The organism is Streptomyces sp. NBC_01537 (genome assembly GCF_045040445.1).
Taxonomy (GTDB): Bacteria; Actinomycetota; Actinomycetes; order Streptomycetales; family Streptomycetaceae; genus Actinacidiphila.
Window position 1 is genome coordinate 5,384,892 of record NZ_CP109392.1, and the last position, 20,495, is coordinate 5,405,386.

Annotated in this window: 16 protein-coding genes and 3 pseudogenes; 8 read left to right on the forward strand and 11 right to left on the reverse strand. The window is 69.4% G+C overall.

What is annotated here, in order from left to right:
* Positions 1-70 precede the first annotated feature (70 nt).
* Positions 71-2,497, forward strand: a complete 2,427-nt coding sequence (locus tag OG607_RS24865; protein WP_405727492.1) for a hypothetical protein — start codon at positions 71-73, stop codon at positions 2,495-2,497.
* A 31-nt stretch (positions 2,498-2,528) separates the two neighbouring features.
* Entirely contained in the window at positions 2,529-2,753 is a 225-nt protein-coding gene (locus OG607_RS24870; protein WP_405727495.1) for a hypothetical protein, read from the forward strand.
* A 55-nt stretch (positions 2,754-2,808) separates the two neighbouring features.
* Here OG607_RS24870 and OG607_RS24875 read toward each other — a convergent pair whose 3' ends face one another.
* Positions 2,809-3,603, reverse strand: coding sequence for an FHA domain-containing protein (locus tag OG607_RS24875; RefSeq protein ID WP_405727498.1), 795 nt, complete (start codon positions 3,601-3,603; stop codon positions 2,809-2,811).
* A 171-nt stretch (positions 3,604-3,774) separates the two neighbouring features.
* On the opposite strand from OG607_RS24875, the gene OG607_RS24880 reads away from it, so the two are divergent.
* Positions 3,775-5,403, forward strand: a complete 1,629-nt coding sequence (locus OG607_RS24880) for a protein kinase domain-containing protein (protein WP_405727501.1) — start codon at positions 3,775-3,777, stop codon at positions 5,401-5,403.
* 109 nt (positions 5,404-5,512) lie between these two features.
* On the opposite strand, the gene OG607_RS24885 is transcribed toward OG607_RS24880, so the two are convergent.
* Positions 5,513-5,638, reverse strand: a complete 126-nt coding sequence (locus OG607_RS24885) for a hypothetical protein (RefSeq protein WP_405727504.1) — start codon at positions 5,636-5,638, stop codon at positions 5,513-5,515.
* Between the two features lie 443 nt (positions 5,639-6,081).
* On the opposite strand from OG607_RS24885, the pseudogene OG607_RS24890 reads away from it, so the two are divergent.
* Positions 6,082-6,266, forward strand: a pseudogene (locus tag OG607_RS24890) (transposase family protein); the annotation flags it as partial.
* A gap of 150 nt (positions 6,267-6,416) precedes the next feature.
* Here OG607_RS24890 and OG607_RS24895 read toward each other — a convergent pair.
* The 5 genes and pseudogenes from OG607_RS24895 to OG607_RS24915 form a co-directional block, all read right to left on the reverse strand.
* Positions 6,417-7,481, reverse strand: coding sequence for an ArsR/SmtB family transcription factor (locus OG607_RS24895; RefSeq protein WP_405727507.1), 1,065 nt, complete (start codon positions 7,479-7,481; stop codon positions 6,417-6,419).
* A 75-nt stretch (positions 7,482-7,556) separates the two neighbouring features.
* Positions 7,557-7,858 (reverse strand): annotated as a pseudogene (locus OG607_RS24900) (transposase family protein); the annotation flags it as partial.
* 191 nt (positions 7,859-8,049) lie between these two features.
* A complete protein-coding gene (locus OG607_RS24905) occupies positions 8,050-9,726 on the reverse strand; it encodes a hypothetical protein (protein ID WP_405727510.1) in 1,677 nt (558 codons plus the stop codon).
* 182 nt (positions 9,727-9,908) lie between these two features.
* Positions 9,909-12,716 (reverse strand): LuxR C-terminal-related transcriptional regulator, encoded by a 2,808-nt coding sequence (locus OG607_RS24910; protein WP_405727513.1) that lies wholly within the window; start codon positions 12,714-12,716, stop codon positions 9,909-9,911.
* 167 nt (positions 12,717-12,883) lie between these two features.
* The gene (locus OG607_RS24915) at positions 12,884-13,426 is read right to left on the reverse strand and encodes a hypothetical protein (RefSeq protein ID WP_405727516.1); all 543 of its coding nucleotides are present in this window, start codon (positions 13,424-13,426) and stop codon (positions 12,884-12,886) included.
* 1,131 nt (positions 13,427-14,557) lie between these two features.
* Here OG607_RS24915 and OG607_RS24920 point away from each other — a divergent pair.
* Positions 14,558-14,917: pseudogene (locus OG607_RS24920) on the forward strand (alcohol dehydrogenase catalytic domain-containing protein); the annotation flags it as partial.
* Between the two features lie 110 nt (positions 14,918-15,027).
* Here OG607_RS24920 and OG607_RS24925 read toward each other — a convergent pair.
* Positions 15,028-15,762 (reverse strand): NADPH-dependent F420 reductase, encoded by a 735-nt coding sequence (locus OG607_RS24925; RefSeq protein WP_405727519.1) that lies wholly within the window; start codon positions 15,760-15,762, stop codon positions 15,028-15,030.
* A gap of 138 nt (positions 15,763-15,900) precedes the next feature.
* A complete protein-coding gene (locus OG607_RS24930; protein ID WP_405727522.1) occupies positions 15,901-16,545 on the reverse strand; it encodes a TetR family transcriptional regulator in 645 nt (214 codons plus the stop codon).
* A gap of 24 nt (positions 16,546-16,569) precedes the next feature.
* Between OG607_RS24930 and OG607_RS24935 the strand changes: the two genes are divergently transcribed.
* Positions 16,570-16,872, forward strand: a complete 303-nt coding sequence (locus tag OG607_RS24935) for an LLM class flavin-dependent oxidoreductase (RefSeq protein WP_405727525.1) — start codon at positions 16,570-16,572, stop codon at positions 16,870-16,872.
* Positions 16,873-17,077: 205 nt separating this feature from the next.
* Here the strand turns inward: OG607_RS24935 and OG607_RS24940 are convergent, their stop codons facing one another.
* Positions 17,078-17,914, reverse strand: a complete 837-nt coding sequence (locus OG607_RS24940) for a helix-turn-helix transcriptional regulator (protein WP_405727528.1) — start codon at positions 17,912-17,914, stop codon at positions 17,078-17,080.
* A gap of 239 nt (positions 17,915-18,153) precedes the next feature.
* Here OG607_RS24940 and OG607_RS24945 point away from each other — a divergent pair, with 239 nt between their 5' ends.
* Together OG607_RS24945 and OG607_RS24950 are read left to right on the forward strand one after the other, a co-directional pair.
* A complete protein-coding gene (locus OG607_RS24945) occupies positions 18,154-18,903 on the forward strand; it encodes an SDR family oxidoreductase (RefSeq protein ID WP_405727531.1) in 750 nt (249 codons plus the stop codon).
* 31 nt (positions 18,904-18,934) lie between these two features.
* Entirely contained in the window at positions 18,935-19,327 is a 393-nt protein-coding gene (locus OG607_RS24950) for a nuclear transport factor 2 family protein (protein WP_405727534.1), read from the forward strand.
* A gap of 176 nt (positions 19,328-19,503) precedes the next feature.
* On the opposite strand, the gene OG607_RS24955 is transcribed toward OG607_RS24950, so the two are convergent.
* A complete protein-coding gene (locus tag OG607_RS24955) occupies positions 19,504-20,343 on the reverse strand; it encodes a helix-turn-helix transcriptional regulator (protein WP_405727537.1) in 840 nt (279 codons plus the stop codon).
* Positions 20,344-20,495 lie beyond the last annotated feature (152 nt).

Here is a 20,495-nt window from a genome sequence, read left to right on the forward strand (position 1 = left end):
TCGCACGACGGGCCGGCGCCAGCCTGACCGAGTGCCGGGACCCGGGCGTTGGAGAGGACGGGGGAAGCAGATGTCAGAGAACAACGGTGCTCAGGAGGCTGCCGAGCAAATCCGGACCGGCGATGTGTCGGGAACGGTGGTCGTAGGCGACAACAACACCGTGAACAACCTGACCATCAACACCGGGTCCGGTTCGACCTTCAACCTGCACACAGGGCCGCTGCCGGATCCGGTCAAGCGCCAGTCGATCTCCCAGCTGCCGCGGCCCGCCGCCGAGCCGCTGACCGGACGCGCGCGGGACGTGCGCGCACTGCAAGGGGCGATCGAGGCACATCAGTTGGTGCAGGTCTGGGGCGCGTCCGGGGTCGGCAAGAGTGCGTTGCTGCGCCACCTCGCTTGCACGATGCCGCGCGGGCCCGAAGGTGCGGCCTATATCGAAGCCGGCGGACGTACGGCTGATGACATCGCGCAGGCGATATTCGACATCAGCTTCGACGCGCCGAACTACAAGCCCTCGCTGGAGGTGCTGAAGGAGCATCTGAAGACCCTGCGGCTGCGGATCTACCTGGACGACGCGGGGCTCGACGAGAAGGACCTGCGCCGACTCTTCGACATGGCCGGGCAGTCCACGTTCGTCTTCACCTCGCAGCAGCGGTCCGCGGTCGACGGCGTGCACGCGATCCGACTCGAAGGGCTGTCGGCCCCGGCGGCGGCGGAACTGGTGGCGGCGCTGCTGCCCCGCGAGCTGCGGCCGGACGAGGCGCGGATCGTCCCCGCACTGTGCGACGCGGTGGACGGCAACCCGCTGCGGCTGCGGCGCATCGCCCTGTCGGCCGCGACCGGCAAGGGCCTGCCGGGGATCGCCGATCTCCCCGAACTGCTTCCCGCGCTGCTGAACAAGCTCCGGCCGCAGGAGCGCGACCTGCTGCACCTGCTCGGCTCGCTGTCCGGCGCCGAGTTGGCCGCCCGGCATCTCAATGACCTGCTCGGTCGGCCGGACATCGACACGATCGCCGGTGGTCTGGTGCGGCACGGCCTGCTGCTCGCCTCGGAGACCGGCTACAGCTGTCCGCCGGACGTCGCCGAGTCCGTGCTGAACAGTCGGAAGACGGAGTTTCCCGCCGATGGGCTCTGCCGGGCGCTCACCACGTGGGTCGAGGCGAGGGACACCACCCCGGACGACGTCGCGGCGCACTTCCAGGCCCTGGATGTCGCGGTGCTGCGAGCGGAGCGGAGCGGACACGCGCAGCTCGGCGCGGCGCTGGCCCGTGCCGCCTCGCCGAAGCTGGCGCTGTCCCGGCAGTTCGACGCGTGGGGCAGCCTGCTCGGTGTCGGTTGGGCAGCGGCGAGGAGCGCGGGGGACAAGGAGGGCGAGGAGTTCTTCCTGAACGAGGCTCGCACCCGCCGCAGGGCAATCGGCCGGGCCGCGCAGACGACGGCCCTGGCACTTGAGGCGGGGGTGCTGTGGCATGAACTCACCGCCCTGCACACACAGTCGGCGGCCCATCAGGTCGCCAACGCGGCGTCGGCCGGCACATCGACGGTCCATCAGGTGGCCAACGCGGCGGCGACCAGCACACCGCCGGTCCACCCGTTCACCCCGACGCCCGGCGCGGTCCACACGCCGGCCTTCACCCACCCGGCCGCCGCCACGTCCGCCCCTTCGGCTTCCGCCCACGCGGCGAGGCCGGTGTTCGACCTGTCCCAGGCCTCCGCACAGCCGCACGCCGCCGCCCACATGACCGGCGCACACTCGGCCGCACCGATACCCCAGAAGATCGACCTCTCGGCGGCGCACTCTTCCGCCCCCCACTCGACACACGCCGTGAGCGCCACCACGCCCGCGGCGAGCACAGGCCATACGGCACTCACCGCCACCGGTACGGCGACTGTCAAGGGCGGAGTATCGGCCCTCGCCCTCGCCTGCGCGATCGGCGCCGTGGCCGTGCTGGGCGTGGGCGCCGCGGTCTACGCGAACGACCGGCCGGACTCGTCCCCAGTCGTCGCGTCGAGCTCCGTCAGTACGCCCGACCTGAGCGACGACACCGACACCGAGCCCGACCTGAGCGAGGACACCGCGCCCACCGTCGATCCCGTGTGCGCGACCGTGATCCCCGACCTGTCGTCAGAGCTCCAGCAGTTCAGCACCGATACCGCCACCGCGTCCGACGCGATCGACTCGTACAACACAGACATGTACGCCTACAACTCGGGCCAGACGTCCACCGTTCCCGACGACAGCACGGTGCTCTCCGACGTCGGCACCGTGATCAGCGACCTGGAGTCCGTCGAGTCCACGTTGCAGGGGGCCGTCGCGCAAGCCCAGGACAGCTCCGTGGCATCGGACCTCGGCGACATGCTGACCGCCACTCAGCAGCTCGAGAGCCTGTATCAGTCGTACATGAACGATCCGGAAAACTCCGAGGTCGACCCGTCGAGTCAGGCCTTGGCGATGAACTCGGCGTCAGACAGCCTGCTGACCGACTGCGACGCCTGACCTACCCGATACCCCTGGAGAAAGGCCGCCCATGCCCGCGGAATCCACACACGGAGACATCCACACCGGGGACGTCTCCGGCACCTTCATCGCAGGAGACAACAACCGCGTGACGAACACGACGCGTCACCCCGAGCAGCCGCAGCCGCCGCATCAGCAGAGCTCGGCGGAGGACCAGGCAGCCGTCTTCGCAGTCCAAGACGGCACCATGCACGTCACGTACAACGCCGCAGCCGAGCGTGAGGCGGAAGGCTGAGAGACGCCGCGTGCCCCGGCCGACGATCGGCCGGGGCACGTACCGTGCGATCCGCTCAGTCCTTGTCGGCCAGCAACTCCAGGTCCTGAGCACTCAGCGTCGCTGTCTTCAGCAGTTCCCTGATCAGGTTGACACTGAGTGTCGAGCCGACCGGCTCGCCGACCTCGTCGCGCAGCAGTCCGCGCACGCCCCGGCGGTGCAGCCGTTCGCGCACGTCCTCGACCGTGTTCGCGACCGACTTGTAGGTCCAGGACTTGGTCACGTAAGGGGAGGCGTTGACCAGACGGGCCGTGTCCTCCCAGGCCAGCGGGAGCGGGAAGGCGTCGTGGCCCTCCAGGTAGCGCCGGGCGAGCGCGGTGAGCACCAGCCGCTCCTGCGGGGAGAGTTCGTAGACCGTCTCGGGATCCACGGTCTCCGCACCGCTCGTGGAGCGGGGATTCCGGTCGTCCTCGTCCACGACACGGACCTCCACCAGGTGGGAACGCCGCTTGGACGAGTTGATCACCAGCGGGGTGTACCCGGACTCGATGAGCCGCTTGTGGCCGGTGAGCATCAGCACGCCGTCGGGCAGTTCGATCGGCAGATTGCCGGTGTTGACCAGCCACCAGTCGCCGTCCGTGGCCGTGCAGGTGAACACGCCGTGCCGACGGCTGACGGTCGGGTCGTCGACACCGACCGGCACATGCACGTCCTCGCGGTCGCGCCCGAACAGCAGCGTGTACCGGCGCGGCGGCACGGCGTACCCGCCCTCCGGACCCAGTACGAAGATCGTCCCCGGCGGCGCCGAGGGCACTCTGTCGGAGGGACTGCCCGGCGGCAGCAACTGGGGTGGGAAGTTTCCGTACGCCATATCACATACCTCCGGCTCGGCTCGCGTCAGTGTATGAGCGCACCGCGAGGACCGGTCCTCCCGCAGATGCGTACGCTGGGCAAGGGCGCGTTCGCCGCCAACTCGTGTTGCGTTGCCCTGACTTGCTCGATAGCCTGCCCGCCGTGAGCGCGAGCGGCCGGGGAACTGCTGATGGTGGATAGCACGATCGCCGAACCGCTCGGCGCGGACGATCCGCAGGAGATCGGCAGCTTCAACGTCATCGGTCTGCTCGGCGTCGGTGGCATGGGCGAGGTCTACCTCGGGGCGTCCGACAAGGGCTACGCCGCCGTCAAGCGCGTCCGGCCACGGCTGGTCAACAGCGAGCGCTTCGAACGCGAGGTCGGCATCCTCTATCGTGTGCCGGCCGGGGTCGGGCCACGGGTGCTGGCGAGCGACGGCACCGCGGAACGTCCCTGGTTCGCCACCGAGTACGTGCCCGGACTCACCGTGGACGAGGCGGTCCGGCTGCGCGGCCCGCTGCCTGCCGAGGCGCTGTGGCTGCTGTTGGCCGAGGCGGCCACTCAACTGTCGGCCGTGCACGCGCTCGAGATCGTGCACCGTGACGTCAAGCCCGGCAACGTCATGCTGGTGCGGGACGGCGTGAAGCTGATCGACTTCGGCATCGCGCGCGCCGCGGACCAGGCGAGGCTCACCAAGAGCGGTGGCAGCTACGGTACGCAGGGATTCTCGGCACCGGAACAGCAGGCCGGGGACGAGGACGTGGACGCGCCCGCGGACGTCTACTCGCTCGGGGCGCTCGTGCTCTACGCAGCTTCGGGCCGCACGCCCGGTGTCGTCCCCGACGTCGAGCCGCTGCGTGCCGTGGACGCCGACCTTGCCGCCGTCATCGGGTCCTGTCTCGCGGCCGGCCCCGGAGCCCGCCCCACCGCCGGCGAGGTGGTGGAGGCGGCCCGCGCACACCTGCCTGTTCCTCCTCCCTCCTGGCCTTCCGAGGTCATGTCACGCATCGCCTCGCGACGTGCCTTCGCCGCGACGCCGGTGGGCAAGCTGGAGACCGTCCCGCCGCCGGACCGGGATGCGGATCCGACGCCTGAGACCGCGCCCCCGTCCGCCGCGTTGCCTCGCCACCCACGCAAACGCCTGCTCCTGCTCCCGACCGCCGCAGTGATCGCCCTCGGCGCCGTCGCAGCGTTCGTACTCGTCCCGTCCGCTTCCCGGCACAACGGCGCTGCGCATCCGTCCGACAGCGCGTCGGTCGGCGTCGAGCCCGTGGCCGGGGCGACACGGACCTCCTCCGCGAGCCCAAGCCGTTCGGCCTCGCCCACCGCGGAGTCCGGGCGCCCGACCCCGGTAGTCCCGGCCGGCACGGACACGACCGCCCCGCCGAGCGCGTCCAGCGCGCGTTCGCCCTCTGGCCCCGTCGCGACCGCCGCGTCCTCAGCCCCCGCCACCCACGTCACCTCGTCGTCGATCAGTGGTGTCAACGGCAGCGACGACCCGGCACAGGTCAAGGGCTCCGAGGCGGACACCTCCTGGGTCGGTAACGACGCCGCCTGCTCCGCCTGGCTGGACGACAACGGCTCCGGCGAGCTCGCAGGCGTGCTCAACACCTCCCTGGGCCAAAGCTGCGGCGCCGAGCTGTACCGCAGCGACGGCATCGCGTACACGTTCCAGGCCTCCTTGGGCGCCGCGAAGACAAATTTCATCTCAGACGTCGGCCACACGATGTGGATCTGCGTCTGGAACGCGAGCGACCGATCCGACGAGCAGTGCTCCGCCCGCTTCGCCATGAACGGCGACACCCCGGTCAAGGAGTGAAACAAACGGCACAACCCGTGGCCTCCCGAGCGGGCCCGGGCCTTCTACCGGCAGTTCGGGTTCGAGGCGAGTGGGAAGGTCGTGGGCAAGCCCGGTCTCTGATCCGGCCCTACTCGCCGGTCCCCTGGTGGGCCGCCGGGTAGCGTTTGGTCACGATGGTGTCCGGGCAGGTGCGCTGCCACGCCGCCATGAGCTGCGGGATGTCCCCCACGGTGGTGCCGTCCCAGGAGCCCATATGGCCCGCGGACCACTTGCGGCGGAGCCCCGGTCGGAGCCTCAGCGTGCCGCCACCGGCGCCCGGCGTCGGGTCGATCCAGGGCCGATATATCAGCTCGACGTGGGCTATCTCCTCCGGTCGTCAGCCCGCACGTGCTTCCCTTCCGCCGGTCTCGCGGCAGGAGTTCGACGCTCCGTCCAGTGCCCGGGCGGCCACCAGCCGCTATGGACTCCGCGCTCCAGCACCTGCTTGAGCGCGGTGCTATGGCCTCGCAGACTTCCCTCCCCCTCCTCGCGCAGATCCTCGGCCGGTACATAGCCGTCGCGGACGGAGGCCTCGAAGACGATGCGCTGCTGTGCGCAGTGTTCCCGGTTTGGATCGGGGCTGAGTACCTGTGGATCGGCCTGACGGAAGGTTTTTGCCAACCTGGTTGGCAGTGAAGTGAGTTGGCGTGGGGCCGCGTGCGGTGCGGACACATCTACGCCCGGCTCGCCGTCGGATTCGGCGTCGGGACCAGCACGGTCCACCGGTATGTGGCCGAGGCCGTCGAGATCTGGCAGCTCTCGCGCCCGGCCTGGCCACGGCCGTCCGGGCAATGGTGGGCAAGGCGTTCGTGATCCTCGACGGGACGCTGCTGCCCATCGACTGGGGGCACCCCAGGGCGCCTGCTGCAGGCCTCGGCCGCGCTGCCCGGCGCGGACCCCGAGCTCCCTGGCCACCGAACCGACCGTGCGGCCGCTGGACCGCACCAGCTCCACCGCGTCCCGCTTGTCCAGAAACGGGGGCAAACCCAAGCTCAGCTGTGCAGCATGAGGAGGCTGAGCCCGGTGCTGGTGGGGGTGTGCACCGCGCTGTTGCGGTGCCGGAGGGTGGTGACCAGTCCGGCCTGCCGTAGGACGGTGGCGTGTTGGCTTGCGCCGGAGGCGCCGATGCCGAGAACGCCGGCGAGTTCGGCCGTGTTGCATCCGGGATGGGTGGCGATGGCATGGAGGACAGCGGCTCGGGTCCGGCCCAGCAGCGCGGTCAGAGCCTCGGGGGCGTTTGCGGCCGCGGGCTCTGCGGAGAACGGGGTCAGGGGGGTGAGGGCCGCACCGAGGTTGGCGGGGTAGGTCAGGAAGGGCTGGGGCTCGGCATCGGGGTCGATGACCGGTGATTCCGACCCGAACAGTGAAGGCACCAGCAGCAGCCCCCGGCCCTCCAGCCGCAGATCGCCTTGCATGCCGGAGGCCATGGCGACTTCCGTCGGCGGAGTCCACCGGATACGCGGCGGGTACAACCCGGTCAGCAGGCGCTCGACGCCACCGTGGAGCAGTTCGCGTATCCGAGCGGCGCGGTCGGCGGCAAGGTCGGTCACCACGTGGGGCCAGTACGGCGCCATGACCGTCGTGTGGAGGAGATGCATGCTGTCGGCCAACTGCTGCAGCACGAGTGGGTCATCGCCCAGCCGCCGGGTCCAGGACGGCAGCGTCTGGTGTTCCGCGAGGGCTGCCAGGGTCTGACGGATCTCTTTTCGTGAGGTCGAGCGGATCTGTTCCAGCAGATCTTGTGGGCTGCCCGGTTGCACGCGGGCCAGGAAGTCCGGTGTCCATCCGCGCAGCGGGATCAGATCGAGGGCCAGGCGCGCTTCCGACGGTAACTGGGTAAAGGACCGCTGTCGCCATACGTCGTACCGGACCGGCTGATTCCGGTCCTGCAGAACCCGTACCGCATTGGCCAGTTCCAGCATCGGCCTCGGCGACTCGGCCACCCGGGTCCGGGCCAGGTCCTCGGCGGTGAAATGGATCCGGTAGACCACTGCTTCCCCCGTGCTCGAGCCATGCCTGGTGATCGCCAGTGATTGTTCCAGCAGGCTGTGATTCAAGCCAGGTTGAAACATGTTGGCCTGTCCTGCCGGGGTGGGACAGGCTCATCGGGCAGGCGACAAGGCCCTTGGCCCACTGGCCTGAGCCATGCGGCGGGCGACCACAAAGCCGAGTTGTCCAGCCAGACGGGTCGTGCGGCGCTGATATCGCTCCAGCAGTCCGGGAACTGCTCGCGGAAGGTCCGTCTCGGGCAGCCCAGCACCGGGCAGACCAGACGCCGCGCCTGCACCGATAGCACCACCCGCCGGCTGTCCACGGATACGTCCGCCACAGTGTGCCCGTGGAAGCCATGCACTCTCGCGGTCGGCGTCCCGCACACCGGGCACTCGTCCGCCACATCCTCGACAACCAGCGCCGACAACAACCCCGAAAACACGGTCTTCACAAGGGAGTCGGCGTCTCGCATGTGATGTCAACGACCCCGATTACACCTCGTCACCACCGATTACGGGACAGAGCCAAGAAAAGACGCTCCCCCCATCGTCCGATGAGGTGCAGGTTGGCGCCCGAGAGAGGAGCCCCAAAGCATGGCTGATCGTGCGCGGGGCGCTGATCTGTGGCGGGGGTTCATCGGACGTCGACGTAGTCGGTGACCCGGGCGCTTTGGAGGTAGTGGTCTCCGGTCTGGCGGTTGAAGGCGACGGCCCAGGTGCCGTCCTGTTTGGCAGTCACCATGCCGGTGATGTGGCCGTGTCTGTCGGTGCCCAGGTCGGCGACGAAGCGGTACTTAGTGGAGCCGCGGGGCCGGAAGTACAGGGCGGGGCTGTCGTTGAGCGGCTTCCAGGTGGTGCCGCTCTTGTACTGGAGGGTGCCGGTGAAATTGATCGGCTGATTCTTGCGGACCGGGTCGGGGGAGGCGTGGAAGCCGGTGATGCGGGTGGCGTAGCGGTAGAGGTGGACGGGTTTGGTGGTGCTGGTCGCCAGGTCGGGGTTGCCGTTGAAGCGGGCGCGCCAGTAGGCGTTGTTGTTCGGTGTGGTGAAGGTGCGGGCGAACGTCTCCGGCTGCAGGGGCTTGTTGTGGAGGATTTTGACGGGGAGGGTGGCGCCGTTCTTCCAGCCGGTCTTGCCGTCCTTGGAGTACTGCAGGGTGACGGTGGGCTTGGTGGGCCAGTTGGCGCGTGCGTCTTCGTAGTAGACGGAGCCGAAGGCCTTGAGGGACGCGTCGTCGTTGAGGAACGCGCTCATTTCGATGTGGGTGGTGTAGGCGACGTGGAGGCTGAAGGGTTCGGTGGCGACCTGCTGGAAGGGCATGTGGTCGGTGCCGGCCACGAGTTCGGCGGTCGGCGCGGGACTTTCGGAGGAGACGTGCAGTGTGTAGGCGCCCTGGCTGTCGGTGGTGGTCCGGCCGGCCAGGAATTTGGGAAGACCGTCCGAGCCGAGGCCGAAGAGGGTGATCGTGGTGTGGGGCAGCGGTTGCCAGCCGGAGGTGGTCTGGATCTCCGCGCGGCCGGTGACGGTGCCGGTGGTGCCCTGTTTCAGGTCCAGGGCGTGGGTGCTCGCCGAGAAGCGGACCGGTGCCTGGGTGGTGTGCAGGTGCTGCTTGGGCGTCATCACGTCGATCGCCCCCGGGTAGGCGCTGGAGGCCAGAGGTGATGCGGACAGTTCGATGGACGTCTGGTCGGGGACGAAAGCGGTGTTGAAGCGGCCGTCGGCCGTGGTGGTCGCAGTCACCCGGCCTCGCCCGGTCTCGATGTCGACGGGCATGTCGGCGGCGGGAGTGGGGGCGTCAGGGTGGCGGGGATCGTCGGCGAGAATGGTGCCGCCGACGGAGACCTCTTGGTGGAGGTAGTCCGGCACGCTGGGGGTGGCGGTCAGGTCGGGGATCGTGACGATGGTCCGGTACTGCAGGGTGTACGGCGAGAGAGCGCCGTTCACGGTGGCACCGGAGGCGTCCTGCAGGTCGACGGTCACCCGGTAGTCGCCGAGATCCGCCAGGTGGACAGGCGCCCGCCAGGTGCCGGACGTCGCGTCCTGCCCGGAGTACTGGGTGAAGTCCTCGGTCGATCCGGCTTCCGGCGCCCCATCTGGTGCGTTCAGCGGATAGAAGTGGGCCGTGACGCGGGTCAGGGGGCTGTCGGAGTGCGCGGTCACGAAGAGCATCCCCGGCTGGCTGTACCAGCCGTCCGCGCCGGACAGGACGGGGCCGCCAGTGGCGGTGTCCGCCTGGGCCGGGGAGAGGCCGACGAACAGGGAAACGGATAGTGCGGTTGCCGTGGCTGCCGCCAAGAAGGTGCTGCGTCTCATGATGGTCCCCCCAAGGAATAGGCCAACTGTGAGCGGGAGTGCGAAGATCGAGCAGACGGATTGTGCCAGGTCGAGAACCTGCGGGGTTCGCCGATTGTTCGCTGCAGCATCTGGCCCGAGATGGCTGGGGTGCTGCTGGCCGGCCGGGGCGGCACCCGGCTGCTGCACATCCTGAGCCGGCCTCAGCCAGGGGTGGTTCGCGGTGCGCGGGAGGTGCCGCTGTTCAGCATGGCGCGGGTGAGACTCGTGCGGTTCGAGACACCGAGTTTGCGGTATATCCGGCCGAGGTGGGTTTCGACTGTCCGTACGCTGAGAAACAGTGTTTCGGCGATCTCGGCGCTGGTCATTCCGGTGCTGACCAGGCTGGCTATTTCCCGTTCCCGTGCGCTGAGCGAGGCCAGCTCGTCGGGGGCGTCGGCCGTACCGGCGTGCGTGTCGAGGAGCCTGCCGCGCTGGTGGGTGACCTCGTCGGCCAGACGTGCGGAGCCGCACTGGTCGGCCAGGACCGCGGCCCGGTCCAGAAAGTCGGCCACCTCATCGGTCCGCCCGGCGTCCAGGGACAGCGCGGCGACCGCAAGCAGGGTGCGGCACACCTCGATGCGTTCGCCGCCGGCGGAGAAGGCCGTGATCGCGTCCCGCGCGCTGCGCAACGCCTGCTCGGTTGCCCCGCGCATGGCGTGGGCCCGCATACGGGCGCGCAGGGCGAAACCCTGTCGGCCGGCGGAGGGAAGCTGTTCGAGGCAGCCCTCGGCGAGTCGCGCCCAGTGGTCGGCCGAAGCCTGGTCACGGTCGGCAAGAGCGGCCTGCGCCAGGGCGTCGCAGCAGCGTGGTTTGCGCCAGGTGGTGAGCCTGGGCAGGTCGGTTCCGCCCGCAGCGTCCAGCAGGAGACCCCTGGCGCGCGCCGCGTCGCCGGTGAGCAGCACGAGTTCGGCACTGAAGCAGCGGACGTTGACCGCCCACGCGGTCGGGGTACCGGCGGCGGTCGCCGCAGCGCGTTCGGCCATCGCGACCGCGGCCGACAGATCACCTGGGCTGTTCCGCCAGAACAGGATCTCGGCGCGCACACCTGCGATGATCGCCTCGGTCGCCGGGTTGCCGACTCGTTCGACATGGTGGGTGGTTTCGTCGAGGGTCGCCAGTGCACCACGCAGGTTCCCCGAACGCACTTGGGCGTTCGCCAGCACCGTGAGAATCTCCGGCTGGATATACGTCTGCCCGGTACGCCGCGACAGGGCCGCGCTGCGGATGAGATGGCGTTCCGAGTCGACCAGCCTTCCCAGCATCCCTTCCGTCATGCCCAACTGGAGCGATGCGTCCAGGTTGGTCACAAGGGTGGCGTCGGAGACGGCGTCAATGAGTTCGGCCGCCCTGGTCGTCATCGTCTGCGCTGTGCTCTGGTCACCTGTGAACAGGTGCCCGAGAGCGGCCTGGGCGAAGGCCTTGGCCTCCCCGACATGGTCATGGTGTTTTCGCGCGATCGCCGCCGCTGTCTCGGCATACTGCCGGGACGCCTCGTAGTCCTGGATGTCGTAGGCGTAGTCGGCCAGTTCGGTGTGCAGGGCAGCGGCAGCCGCGGTGTCGTGGTCCGCCAGCGCCTCGAGCCCGGCGCGCGCGATGGCGCCCGCTTCGGCGTACCGGCCGAGCCGTCGTTCGATCCGGCTGGAGTCGGCGAGCGCAGTCCCATCGCTGGGCTGTCCGCCGGGCATGGCCGACCGCAGCGCGTCGAGAAGTGCCCGGCTTTCGGAGGCGTCTCCGGTCAGCAACCGCGTACGGGCGAGCAGGACCTGCGCTTCGTGCCAGTGCGCCTCGCCCTCCCGGAGCAGTGGCAGCGAGGTCTGCAGGTAACCGGCAGCGACTGCGGGAGAGGCGTAGAGCATGCCACGCGCCGCGGCGATCAAGGTCGTCGCATGCTCCGGCCGGCTCGGGTCGGCGGCCCGTGCGACATGGTGGGCACGCCGTGCGATCGAAGCCCCCTGCCCAGCCAGCGTGGTCTCGGCGCGCCGGTGCAGGGCGATGCGCCGGCTGGGTTCGAGCCACTGGTAGACGACATGTCCCACCGCCCGGTGGCGCAGGGCCAGTTGCGGGGCGGGCTCGGCCGGCCGCACCAGGTCGAGGCGGGTGAGCGTGTCCAGCGCGCTCGTGGTCTCGGGCACCTCCAGGCCCGCGACAACGGCCAGCAGCTCCGGGTGGAACTGTTCCCCGAGGACCGCCGCGGCCTGAACCACCGCCAGCGCGGTGGGATCGAGGTCGGCCAGTTCACCGAGGAGCGCGGTGCCGGCATCGGCGCTGCCCTCGCCTTGGGCGGCGATCACCTTGAGGTACTGGGGATTGCCCATGGCCTCGCGGTAGACCTCGTCGGCATTCGGGTGGCCGCCGAGCAGATCCCGGGCCTGCTCCTGGGACAGCGGCCCGAGGCTCCACACCTCCAGCAGGCCGGCGGACGCCGCGCGGGAGAGCACAGCCGCGAGCGCGGGCGACAGTTGGCGCTGCCGGTAGGCGAGGAGACACAGGACCGGACCGCCCGCGGCCGCCTTTATCAGTTGCTCCACGCCCGCGATCCGGTCGGCCGCAAGATGATGGAGGTCGTCCACCACCGCCATCACGGCAGCGCTCTGTGCCGTATGCGCCGTCACCTCACGCCCTCCCACGACGGGTGCCGCACTGGGGAGCGGGGGTATGGGGGCGCCTGGGCCATGTGCCGCGAGCACTCGAACTCCGGTGGCTTGGGCATACGTCGCCGCCGCCCGCATCAGCGCGCTCTTACCGATGCCCGGCTCCCCGACAAGCGCGATCGCCCGGCCCGATCCCGTCTTCAGGCCGGTCAACGCCGCCAGCAGCGCCTCGGTTTCGGCGTCCCGTCCGAACAGCCGACGCGCACCGGCGTCCGCCCGATGGGACAGACGCGCGACATCACCGATGTCGGAACGCACGGCCCCGTCCGCCTCGTCGGCGCCGGCAGGCGGGTCGCCATCCCGCAGATCATGAGCCATGAACGGCACACTAACCGTATCCATGAACAAACAGCTCAACGCCAACCCCTTTTACATGGGGCCGACGGGCTGTCCCATGACACCGAGGCCGCTCCGTGATCGGGAGTTACACGGTTCGTTTGGCTCTGTCCCGATTACGGGACAGGCCGTTCGTTTTACAGTCCTGGCTACTCCACGGTGCCCGTGAAGATCGCCGCCTTCGAGTCGCTGTCCGGCTTCACCTCGATCCGTGTGTACGTCTCCTCCTTCGGCTGCACGCAGGCGACGGCCGACTTCTCGGTGTGGCCCGGCTGCAGTTGCGTGGTGGGGGTGCCGTTGAGGCCGTGCTCGGAGTCGTAGATCTTCGCGCCCGCCGTGCCGTCGTCGCCGTAGGAGCACGTGAGGGTGAGGGCGTTCAGGTCCATCGTGACCTTGGATCCGTTGAGGATGGTGAGGGTGAACCTGATGTACGGCTTCTTGGCCGGGGAGGCGGACGCGCTGGACGTGCCGCGCGTGAACTCCGACAGCGACACCTCAACGCCGGTCTTGTACGTCGTGGTTCTGGCGGGGGTGGACGAGTCGTCGCCGGTGGCGGCGCCGGTCACGGCGGGGGTGGCCCGCGTGGTGGTCACGGCGGGGCTGCTGCCGGCGGTGGACTGGCTGGTGCCGCAGGCGGCGAGGAGCGCTGCGCCGGTGATGAGCAGTGCGGCATTGCGGGTAGAGGTGTTCACGGTTCCCTCAGGGATTCGATATGTGGGCGTCATCGGTCAGGGCGAAGTCGACGCAGCTGATGCGGTACGCGGGGTCGGTCACGCCGGTTCGGTACGCGGGACGCGCGGCCACGGCAGGCGCGTCGCTCCGACCGCGCACGACAGGACCAGCGACGGACTGGACACTTTGAGGCTCCCCTCCGCGAACATTGATCGCTACCAGAGTGCGGCAGGGCGCGCCGGGAGCACATCAGTACAAGTACGTAACTTCGCCTCCAAAAGGTCACGCCGATAGGCGCGTTGGGGACACCCGACAGGGTCGACGCCGGGTTCCCCGGGTGCGGCTCCCAGGGGCTGGAGGGGGAGTCCGACCGGCATGGAGGTACGCACATAAGGTCAGCGCGCCCTGCGGCAGGATGCTGCACAGTGGCCCAGCGGGCCCGCGTGGACGGCCACAGAGGCCCTACCCCCCGGCGGGGTAGGGCCTCTGTGCGTCGCTTGGTCGATGCGCTGGAGATGCTTTCCCACGCGGCGCCGACCTGGTGGCCCGTCCAGCTGGGGCACCGAGGGTCCGCCGGCGGGGCCTTTCTGGGGTCGATCTGGGGCCGGAAGGAGAGGGAAACCCCGCGAAGGATCGTGGAGGACCGGGACGCTGCAGGCCTTTTGACCTGCAAGAACGAGCAAAACGGGGACAGTCGGGTAAGCCTAGGGGAACGATCTTGCGAGCTCGTAATGCGTAGGTCTCGGGTTCGAATCCCGAAGGCGGCTCCATGGTGAACCCCAGGGCAGGCCTCTGACCTGGGGTTTCTCGTTCGCTCGCGCCTTGGAATTCGGTCGAAACGGACATCTGGGCTCTATGCATCGTAATGCGTAGGTCAGAGGTGTGGTTTCCGTGGCTGCATCTCCCATCTAAGCCTCTGGCCTGGTCTTTTGCTCACCTGGGGGAGATGGGCCAGGCTTGAGCGAAGGGTCTCGGTGGACAACCGGTGGACAGGCGTGCATGACACTCCATCAGGGGGCTGTCGCCGCCCTCGGCCAGCGCGTGGAATTCACCTGTCTCCGATGGGATGGTCGGCGTCGTCGGGACTGTCTGGTCCTGACAGGTCCCAAGTCCGCCCTGCCGGAAGCAGGTGATGGCCCCGTCCACGAGCGGTCGCCCCGGTGGCCGCCACCTCCTGCGACGTCGACTCCATGATCCTGGCCGGCCAGGGCTTCATCGACCCGCCCTTCGCCCTCGGCGACGAATGCGTGGCGAAGGTCGTCGAGACCGGCGACGCCGTCACCACCGTCACCCCTGGCGACCTGGTGGTCGTTCCCTGGTCCATCAACTGCGGCACCTGCGACCACTGCCGCGCCGGACTGACCGCACACGGCACGGCCGTACCGCACATGGCCATGTACGGCGCGCCGGTCGGCGGCAGCTGGAGCAGCCTGTTCTCCGACCTGGTCCGCGTCCCCTGGGCGGACGCCATGCTCGTACCCCTGCCCGCTGGCCTCGATCCGGTGGGTGTGAACGCACCCTGTGTTGTGTACTGCGTTGGTCGGAAGCTCAGGGGGCTGCTGCCGGGCGCGTGCACCCGGCAGCAGAGCGTCGGTGCGCGGGTTCCACCGCGAGTGCGGTGTCAGCGGTGGGCGGCGCGGTTCATCTCGACGACGTCCTCGTGCGTGGGGTTGTCCCCGAGGGCGGCGAAGCGCTCCAGCATGCTGTCGCGGACGCGCATGTGCTTGTCCCGGTCGGCCGCAGCCAGCGCCGGGCCCATCTCCTCCAGCGTCAGTTCCGTGCAGTAGGCCGGGCCCATGGGCTGCTGGCGCCAGGAGTGGGCGAGCTCGCCGGCGTCGTAGGGGTCGAAGCCGGTGTCGTCCACGAGCTGCATGGCCACCTTCCGCGCCTTTTCGTCGTCCGCTGCGACGGGGATCGCGATGCGGCCCTCGGTGCCCGCCGGGACGCCCTTGCTCCGCTGGGTCTCGGCGAGGGCGGCGTTCCACGCCTTGACCAGCGGCCGGCCCAGTGCTTCGGCGTTGCGCACGCTCTCGACCTGCCCGTTCTCCACCGCCTCGATGTGGCCGTTGAGGTGCGGGTAGTAGTTGGTGGTGTCGATGACCACCGTCTCCTCAGGAACCGGGGCAAGCACGGGGGCCAGTTCCGGAACCCGGTCGAAGGGGATGGACATGATGATCACGTCTCGGTCCCGCACGGCGGCGTCCAGGGCCTCGGCGCGGGCGCCGGACTCCAGCACACCGGCCGGGACGGCCTCGGGCCCCCGGGCGTCGGCGACCTGCACATCGTGACCGGCCGCGGCGAGCTTGCCGGCCAGGTTCCCGCCAATCGCTCCGGCACCGATAACAGTGATTTTCATGATTTGTCCTCTCTAAGGTTGCGCCGCCCCCTGGGCAGCACGGTGCATCGCGGCGCGGACAAGTCCGCACCCCGTCGGGGGAAAACTGGAACCTGCCGACCGGCTCCGCTAGCTGCGGGCATCCGGCCGTGCGGTGGATTACTCGGGCACGTCGCCCGGTTCCTGCAGGATGCCCATCGCCTGGTCCACGAGGTCCGCCATGGAGGCGGTACCGCCGCCCGCGGTCCAGGCGTCGGTGGCCGCGTCCAGGCAGGAGATCGCGGCCGCCGCGAGCGCGTTGGCCCGCATGTCGATGGCCGGGTACGGTCCGCCGAGTCGGCGGGAGATCTCCGGTGCCAGCATGCTCTGCCAGCCCTGGGTCTTCTCCCAGTTCCGCGTCATCAACGCGCAGGCGTCACTGAGCAGCCGGATCATGTCCATCGGTGGTCCCGGCTCGCCGGTCTGGGGCTCGGCGATCACGTCGAAGGCGCGGCGCAGCGCGTCCCAGGGCTGTTCCTCGGCCGGGCGGGCCGCGAGCGCGTCGGCGACCTGACGGCCGAACTCGACGACCCTGCCCAGGACAAGTTCCTCCTTGGTGCCGAAGTAGCGGAAGAACGTCGTACGCGACAGGCCGGCCGCGGCGGCGATCTGCTCCACGGTCGTGTTCTCGAATCCCCGCTCGGCGAAGAGCCGGAACGCGACGTCGCTGACCTCGGCGCGCATCGCGGCACGCGTCCGCTCGCGCAGCGAGGGCCCCGACGGTGCGGCGCCGGAGGCGGATGCAGTGGTGTCGAGGTCGGCCATGTCGCAAGTGTACACAGGACCGAAGTGGAACTCAGTACCACATCGGGTTACGGTTTCATATCAAGGACCGTCAGTGACCTTGAAGCTCTCTCCCTCGTCGAACCGGCCACCGTCGCCCCCGGCAGCGACAAGCCGCAGGCACTGAAGGACGCCGTCGACACCGCGCAGCACGCGGAGAACCTCGGCTACCACCGCATCTGGTGCGCCGAGCACCACGACACCGCCAGCTCCGCCGCCCAGGCCCCGGAGATCCTCATCGCCCGAGTTGTCGAGCTCAGATCTTTGATCCAGGTCATCGGGGCGCGTAAGTGCAGGCCGACAAGGTAATGCCTGGCTGCAACCGGACTCACTCTGACGACACCACGCCTACAACCCCAGTAGTCGGGGCCTCGCCCCGTGGCGGCTGTCCTGGGAGGGTGCGGCCGTCAGGGAAAGGGGGCGAAGACCCTCTCCGGGCACTCGCCGTGCTGATCATCCGCATGGCTCCTTGTCGCAGCCCTCGGACCCGGCAGCGCATCTGGTGAGCTGGGGATCAGAGGCTGAACTGCTGGTGCCCTATGACGGAGAGCAGTTCGAGCTTGCTGTGGCTCTCCGTGCCGGGGCGAGTGGTCAGCACCACCAGCGTCTGGGCGCGGTTGTCGGTGAACAGGACCTGGGCGTCGACGTCGATGCGGCCGAGTTCGGGATGCAGGATGGTCCTGCAGTCGCCGTAGCGGGCGACCTCCTGAAGCTCCCACATGCGGACGAACTCGGGGCTGTGCTCCTGGAGTTCGGCGAGGATCCGGGCGGCTCGCGGGGTGTCGCTGCCAGCGGTCAGCGCGGCCCGCAGGCGCGCTGCCTGGGCGCGGCCGTGGCTCTCGTGGCTCTCCTCGGGATACACCAGGCGCTCGGCCGGGTCCATGAACCAGCGGTAGTAGCCGCTGCGGGCCAGACCGGTGTGGCGGGTCTGGTCGCCGAGCAGCGCGACGGCCAGCGGGTTCATCGCGAGGGTGTCGACCAGGTCGGTCGTTACCAGGGCCGGGGAGTCGTTCAGGCGGTCCAGGACCCGCAGCAGCGCCGGGCTGACATGTTCGCAGCGGTGGAAGCGGGCCGGGGCGTTGTGGCCGATGAGGACGAAGAGATGATCGCGCTCGTCCAGGGTCAGCCGCAGCGCTTGGGCGAGAGCCGCGGTGATCTGGACCGAAGGCTGCGGAGCACGCTGCTGTTCCAGCCGGGCGTAGTAGTCCGTGGACATGCCGGCGAGCTGCGCGACCTCCTCGCGGCGCAGCCCCCGCGTACGCCTGCGCGCCCCTTCGACCAGCCCGACGTCGCGGGGCCGCAGCGCCTCACGCCGGTGGCGCAGGAAGTCCGCCAGTTCCTTTTTGTCCATGCCCCCATCCTCGCCGCATTCCGCCCGGCTATCCAGAGACCGCCGATCCATGGCTGAGCACTCCACTTCCGCACGCGCGAAGCCGCTGGCTGAGCCGTTGCGCTGATGGCACCAGGCGAGCCGTAGGGAGGATCGCCGATCCATGGACAAGCGGTCCTCTCCCGCCCGCGCCGAGAGAGCCGCATAGTCGGGGCTGCCGGGGCGCCCCGGCCCTGCCGCAGCGAAGGAGAACACACCTCATGAAGAGCACCGGAAACACGATCCTGATCACCGGCGGCACCTCGGGCATCGGGCTCGGACTGGCCCTGCGCCTGCACGAGGCCGGCAACAAGGTGATCGTCGCCGGCCGGCGTAAGGACCTGCTCGACCAGATCGCCACCGAGCATCCGGGCATCGAGTCGCTCGTGCTGGACGTGGCGGACCCCGCGTCGATCACCCGCGCCGCGGGCATCCTGGTGGCGAGCCATCCCCAGCTCAACGTGCTGGTGAACAACGCCGGCATCCAGCGGCCGGAGAACCTGCTCGATCCGGCCTGCCTACCGATCGCCGAGGACCACGTCACGACCAACCTGCTGGGCCCGATCCGGATGACCTACGCCTTCCTGCCGCACCTGGTGACCCAGGACGACGCCGCCGTCCTGAACGTCACCTCGGCACTGGCCTTTGTGCCGTTGCCGGCCACCCCGACCTATAACGCGACCAAGGCCGCCCTGCACTCGTTCTCCGAGAGCCTGCGCGTGCAACTGGCCGGCACCCCCGTCCAGGTGATCGAGGTGGCCCCGCCACCGGTCCGGACCGGACTGATGGGCCAGCAGGACAACGAGCAGGCCATGCCGCTGGACGAGTTCCTGACCGAGACCCTGACGCTGCTGGACGCCCAACCCGACGCCAAGGAAATCGTCGTGGAAGGCGCCAAGTTCGCCCGCTACGCCGAGGCCAACGGCACCTACGACCAGGTCCTGACCATGCTCAGCAGCTTCAAAGCCTGATCCGGCAACGCACAAAATTGGAGAGTCGAACGTGAAACCCACGAATGAAGACACCGTCGAAATCAGCAGAGCCCTGGCGCTGTGGGCGCACATCATGGACGACCATGAACTGGACCGTCTCGGCGAATGCCTCACTGAAGACGCGGTGTGGGACGGCAGCGTCTTCGGCGGCGACCCGGTCGTCGGGCTGGACGCGATCGCGACCTTCATGAACGCCCCCGGACACGCGAAAGCCCATCACACGACGAACATCGTCGTGTCGGAAGGCCCGGGCGACGAGGTGCGGGCCCGATCCAAAGGTCTGAGCCTGCTGGAAAGCGGCGGTGTCGCCAGCGTTGTCTACGCCGACGACCTGAGACGCACCGATGACGGCTGGCGCATTTCCCGGCGGGTCATCCATCTCACGTGGCCACATCGCTTCTAGGAGGCCGCTGATATCGCCGTTTCCGGGGCTGGGCTTGAGGCCGTCGGCGGGGTGGCCGGCGGCCGGGATTGGTTGGGGTGGCGGGTTGTGGGCGTGGTGGGGTGCCTGAAGGGCCTGTGGTGGGGCTGGCCCCCGCATGCGGGGGGGTGTGGCGCCTCGTCCTCCGGCCCAGGACGTCAGGGGGTGAGTTGCTGGTGCCCTATGACGGAGAGCAGTTCGAGTTTGCTGTGGCTCTCCGTGCCGGGGCGGGTGGTCAGCACCACCAGGGTCTGGGCGCGGTTGTCGGTGAACAGGAGCTGGGCGTCGACGTCGATGCGGCCGAGTTCGGCATGGAGGATGGTCTTGCAGTCGTCGTAGCTTTGTGCGACCTCCTGAAGTTCCCACATGCGGACGAACTCGGTGCTGTGTTTCTGGAGTTCGGCGAGGATCCGGGCGGCTCGGGGGGTGTCGCTGCCGGCGGTCAGCGCGGCCCGCAGGCGCGCTGCCTGGGCGCGGCCGTGGCGTTCGCGGGTCTCCTCGGGAACCATCAGACGCTCGGCCGGGTCCATGAACCAGCGGTAGTAGCCGCTGCGGGCCAGACCGGTGTGGCGGGTCTGGTCGCCGAGCAGCGCGACGGCCAAGGGGTTCATCGCGAGGGTGTCGAGCAGGTCGGTCTGCACCAGGGCCGGGGAGTCGTCCAGGCGGTCCAGGACCCGCATCAGCGGCGGGCTGACGTGCTCGGAGCGCTGGAAGCGGGCCGGGGCGTTGTGGCCGATGAGCGCGAAGAGATGGTCGCGTTCGTCCAGGGACAGCCGCAGTGCCCGGGCGAGAGCCGCGGTGATCTGGACCGAGGGCTGCGGAGCACGCTGCTGTTCCAGCCGGGCGTAGTAGTCGGTGGACATGCCGGCGAGCTGCGCGACCTCCTCGCGGCGCAGCCCCTGCGTACGCCTGCGCGGCCCCTCGACCAGCCCGACGTCGCGGGGCCGCAGCGCCTCACGCCGGTGGCGCAGGAAGTCCGCCAGTTCCTTGTTGTCCATGCCCCCATCCTCGCCGCATCCTGCCAGGCTATCCAGAGACCGCCGATCCATGGCTGAGCACTCCACTTCTGCACACGCGAAGCCGCTCATACGGCCGACGCCGATAGCGCTCGCAGCGAGACGACCCGATGGTCATGACCTGCATGACCCGC

Bases quoted from the DNA above. Each gene is read 5' to 3' on its own strand.
- OG607_RS24910 (WP_405727513.1), bottom strand. From the start codon at position 12,716: ATGGCTCATGATCTGCGGGATGGCGACCCGCCTGCCGGCGCCGACGAG.
- OG607_RS24865 (WP_405727492.1), top strand. From the start codon at position 71: ATGTCAGAGAACAACGGTGCTCAGGAGGCTGCCGAGCAAATCCGGACC.
- OG607_RS24905 (WP_405727510.1), bottom strand. From the start codon at position 9,726: ATGAGACGCAGCACCTTCTTGGCGGCAGCCACGGCAACCGCACTATCC.
- OG607_RS24940 (WP_405727528.1), bottom strand. From the start codon at position 17,914: ATGGACAAAAAGGAACTGGCGGACTTCCTGCGCCACCGGCGTGAGGCG.
- OG607_RS24875 (WP_405727498.1), bottom strand. From the start codon at position 3,603: ATGGCGTACGGAAACTTCCCACCCCAGTTGCTGCCGCCGGGCAGTCCC.
- OG607_RS24885 (WP_405727504.1), bottom strand. From the start codon at position 5,638: ATGGGCTCCTGGGACGGCACCACCGTGGGGGACATCCCGCAGCTCATG.
- OG607_RS24955 (WP_405727537.1), bottom strand. From the start codon at position 20,343: ATGGACAACAAGGAACTGGCGGACTTCCTGCGCCACCGGCGTGAGGCG.
- OG607_RS24880 (WP_405727501.1), top strand. From the start codon at position 3,775: ATGGTGGATAGCACGATCGCCGAACCGCTCGGCGCGGACGATCCGCAG.
- OG607_RS24945 (WP_405727531.1), top strand. From the start codon at position 18,154: ATGAAGAGCACCGGAAACACGATCCTGATCACCGGCGGCACCTCGGGC.
- OG607_RS24930 (WP_405727522.1), bottom strand. From the start codon at position 16,545: ATGGCCGACCTCGACACCACTGCATCCGCCTCCGGCGCCGCACCGTCG.
- OG607_RS24870 (WP_405727495.1), top strand. From the start codon at position 2,529: ATGCCCGCGGAATCCACACACGGAGACATCCACACCGGGGACGTCTCC.
- OG607_RS24925 (WP_405727519.1), bottom strand. From the start codon at position 15,762: ATGAAAATCACTGTTATCGGTGCCGGAGCGATTGGCGGGAACCTGGCC.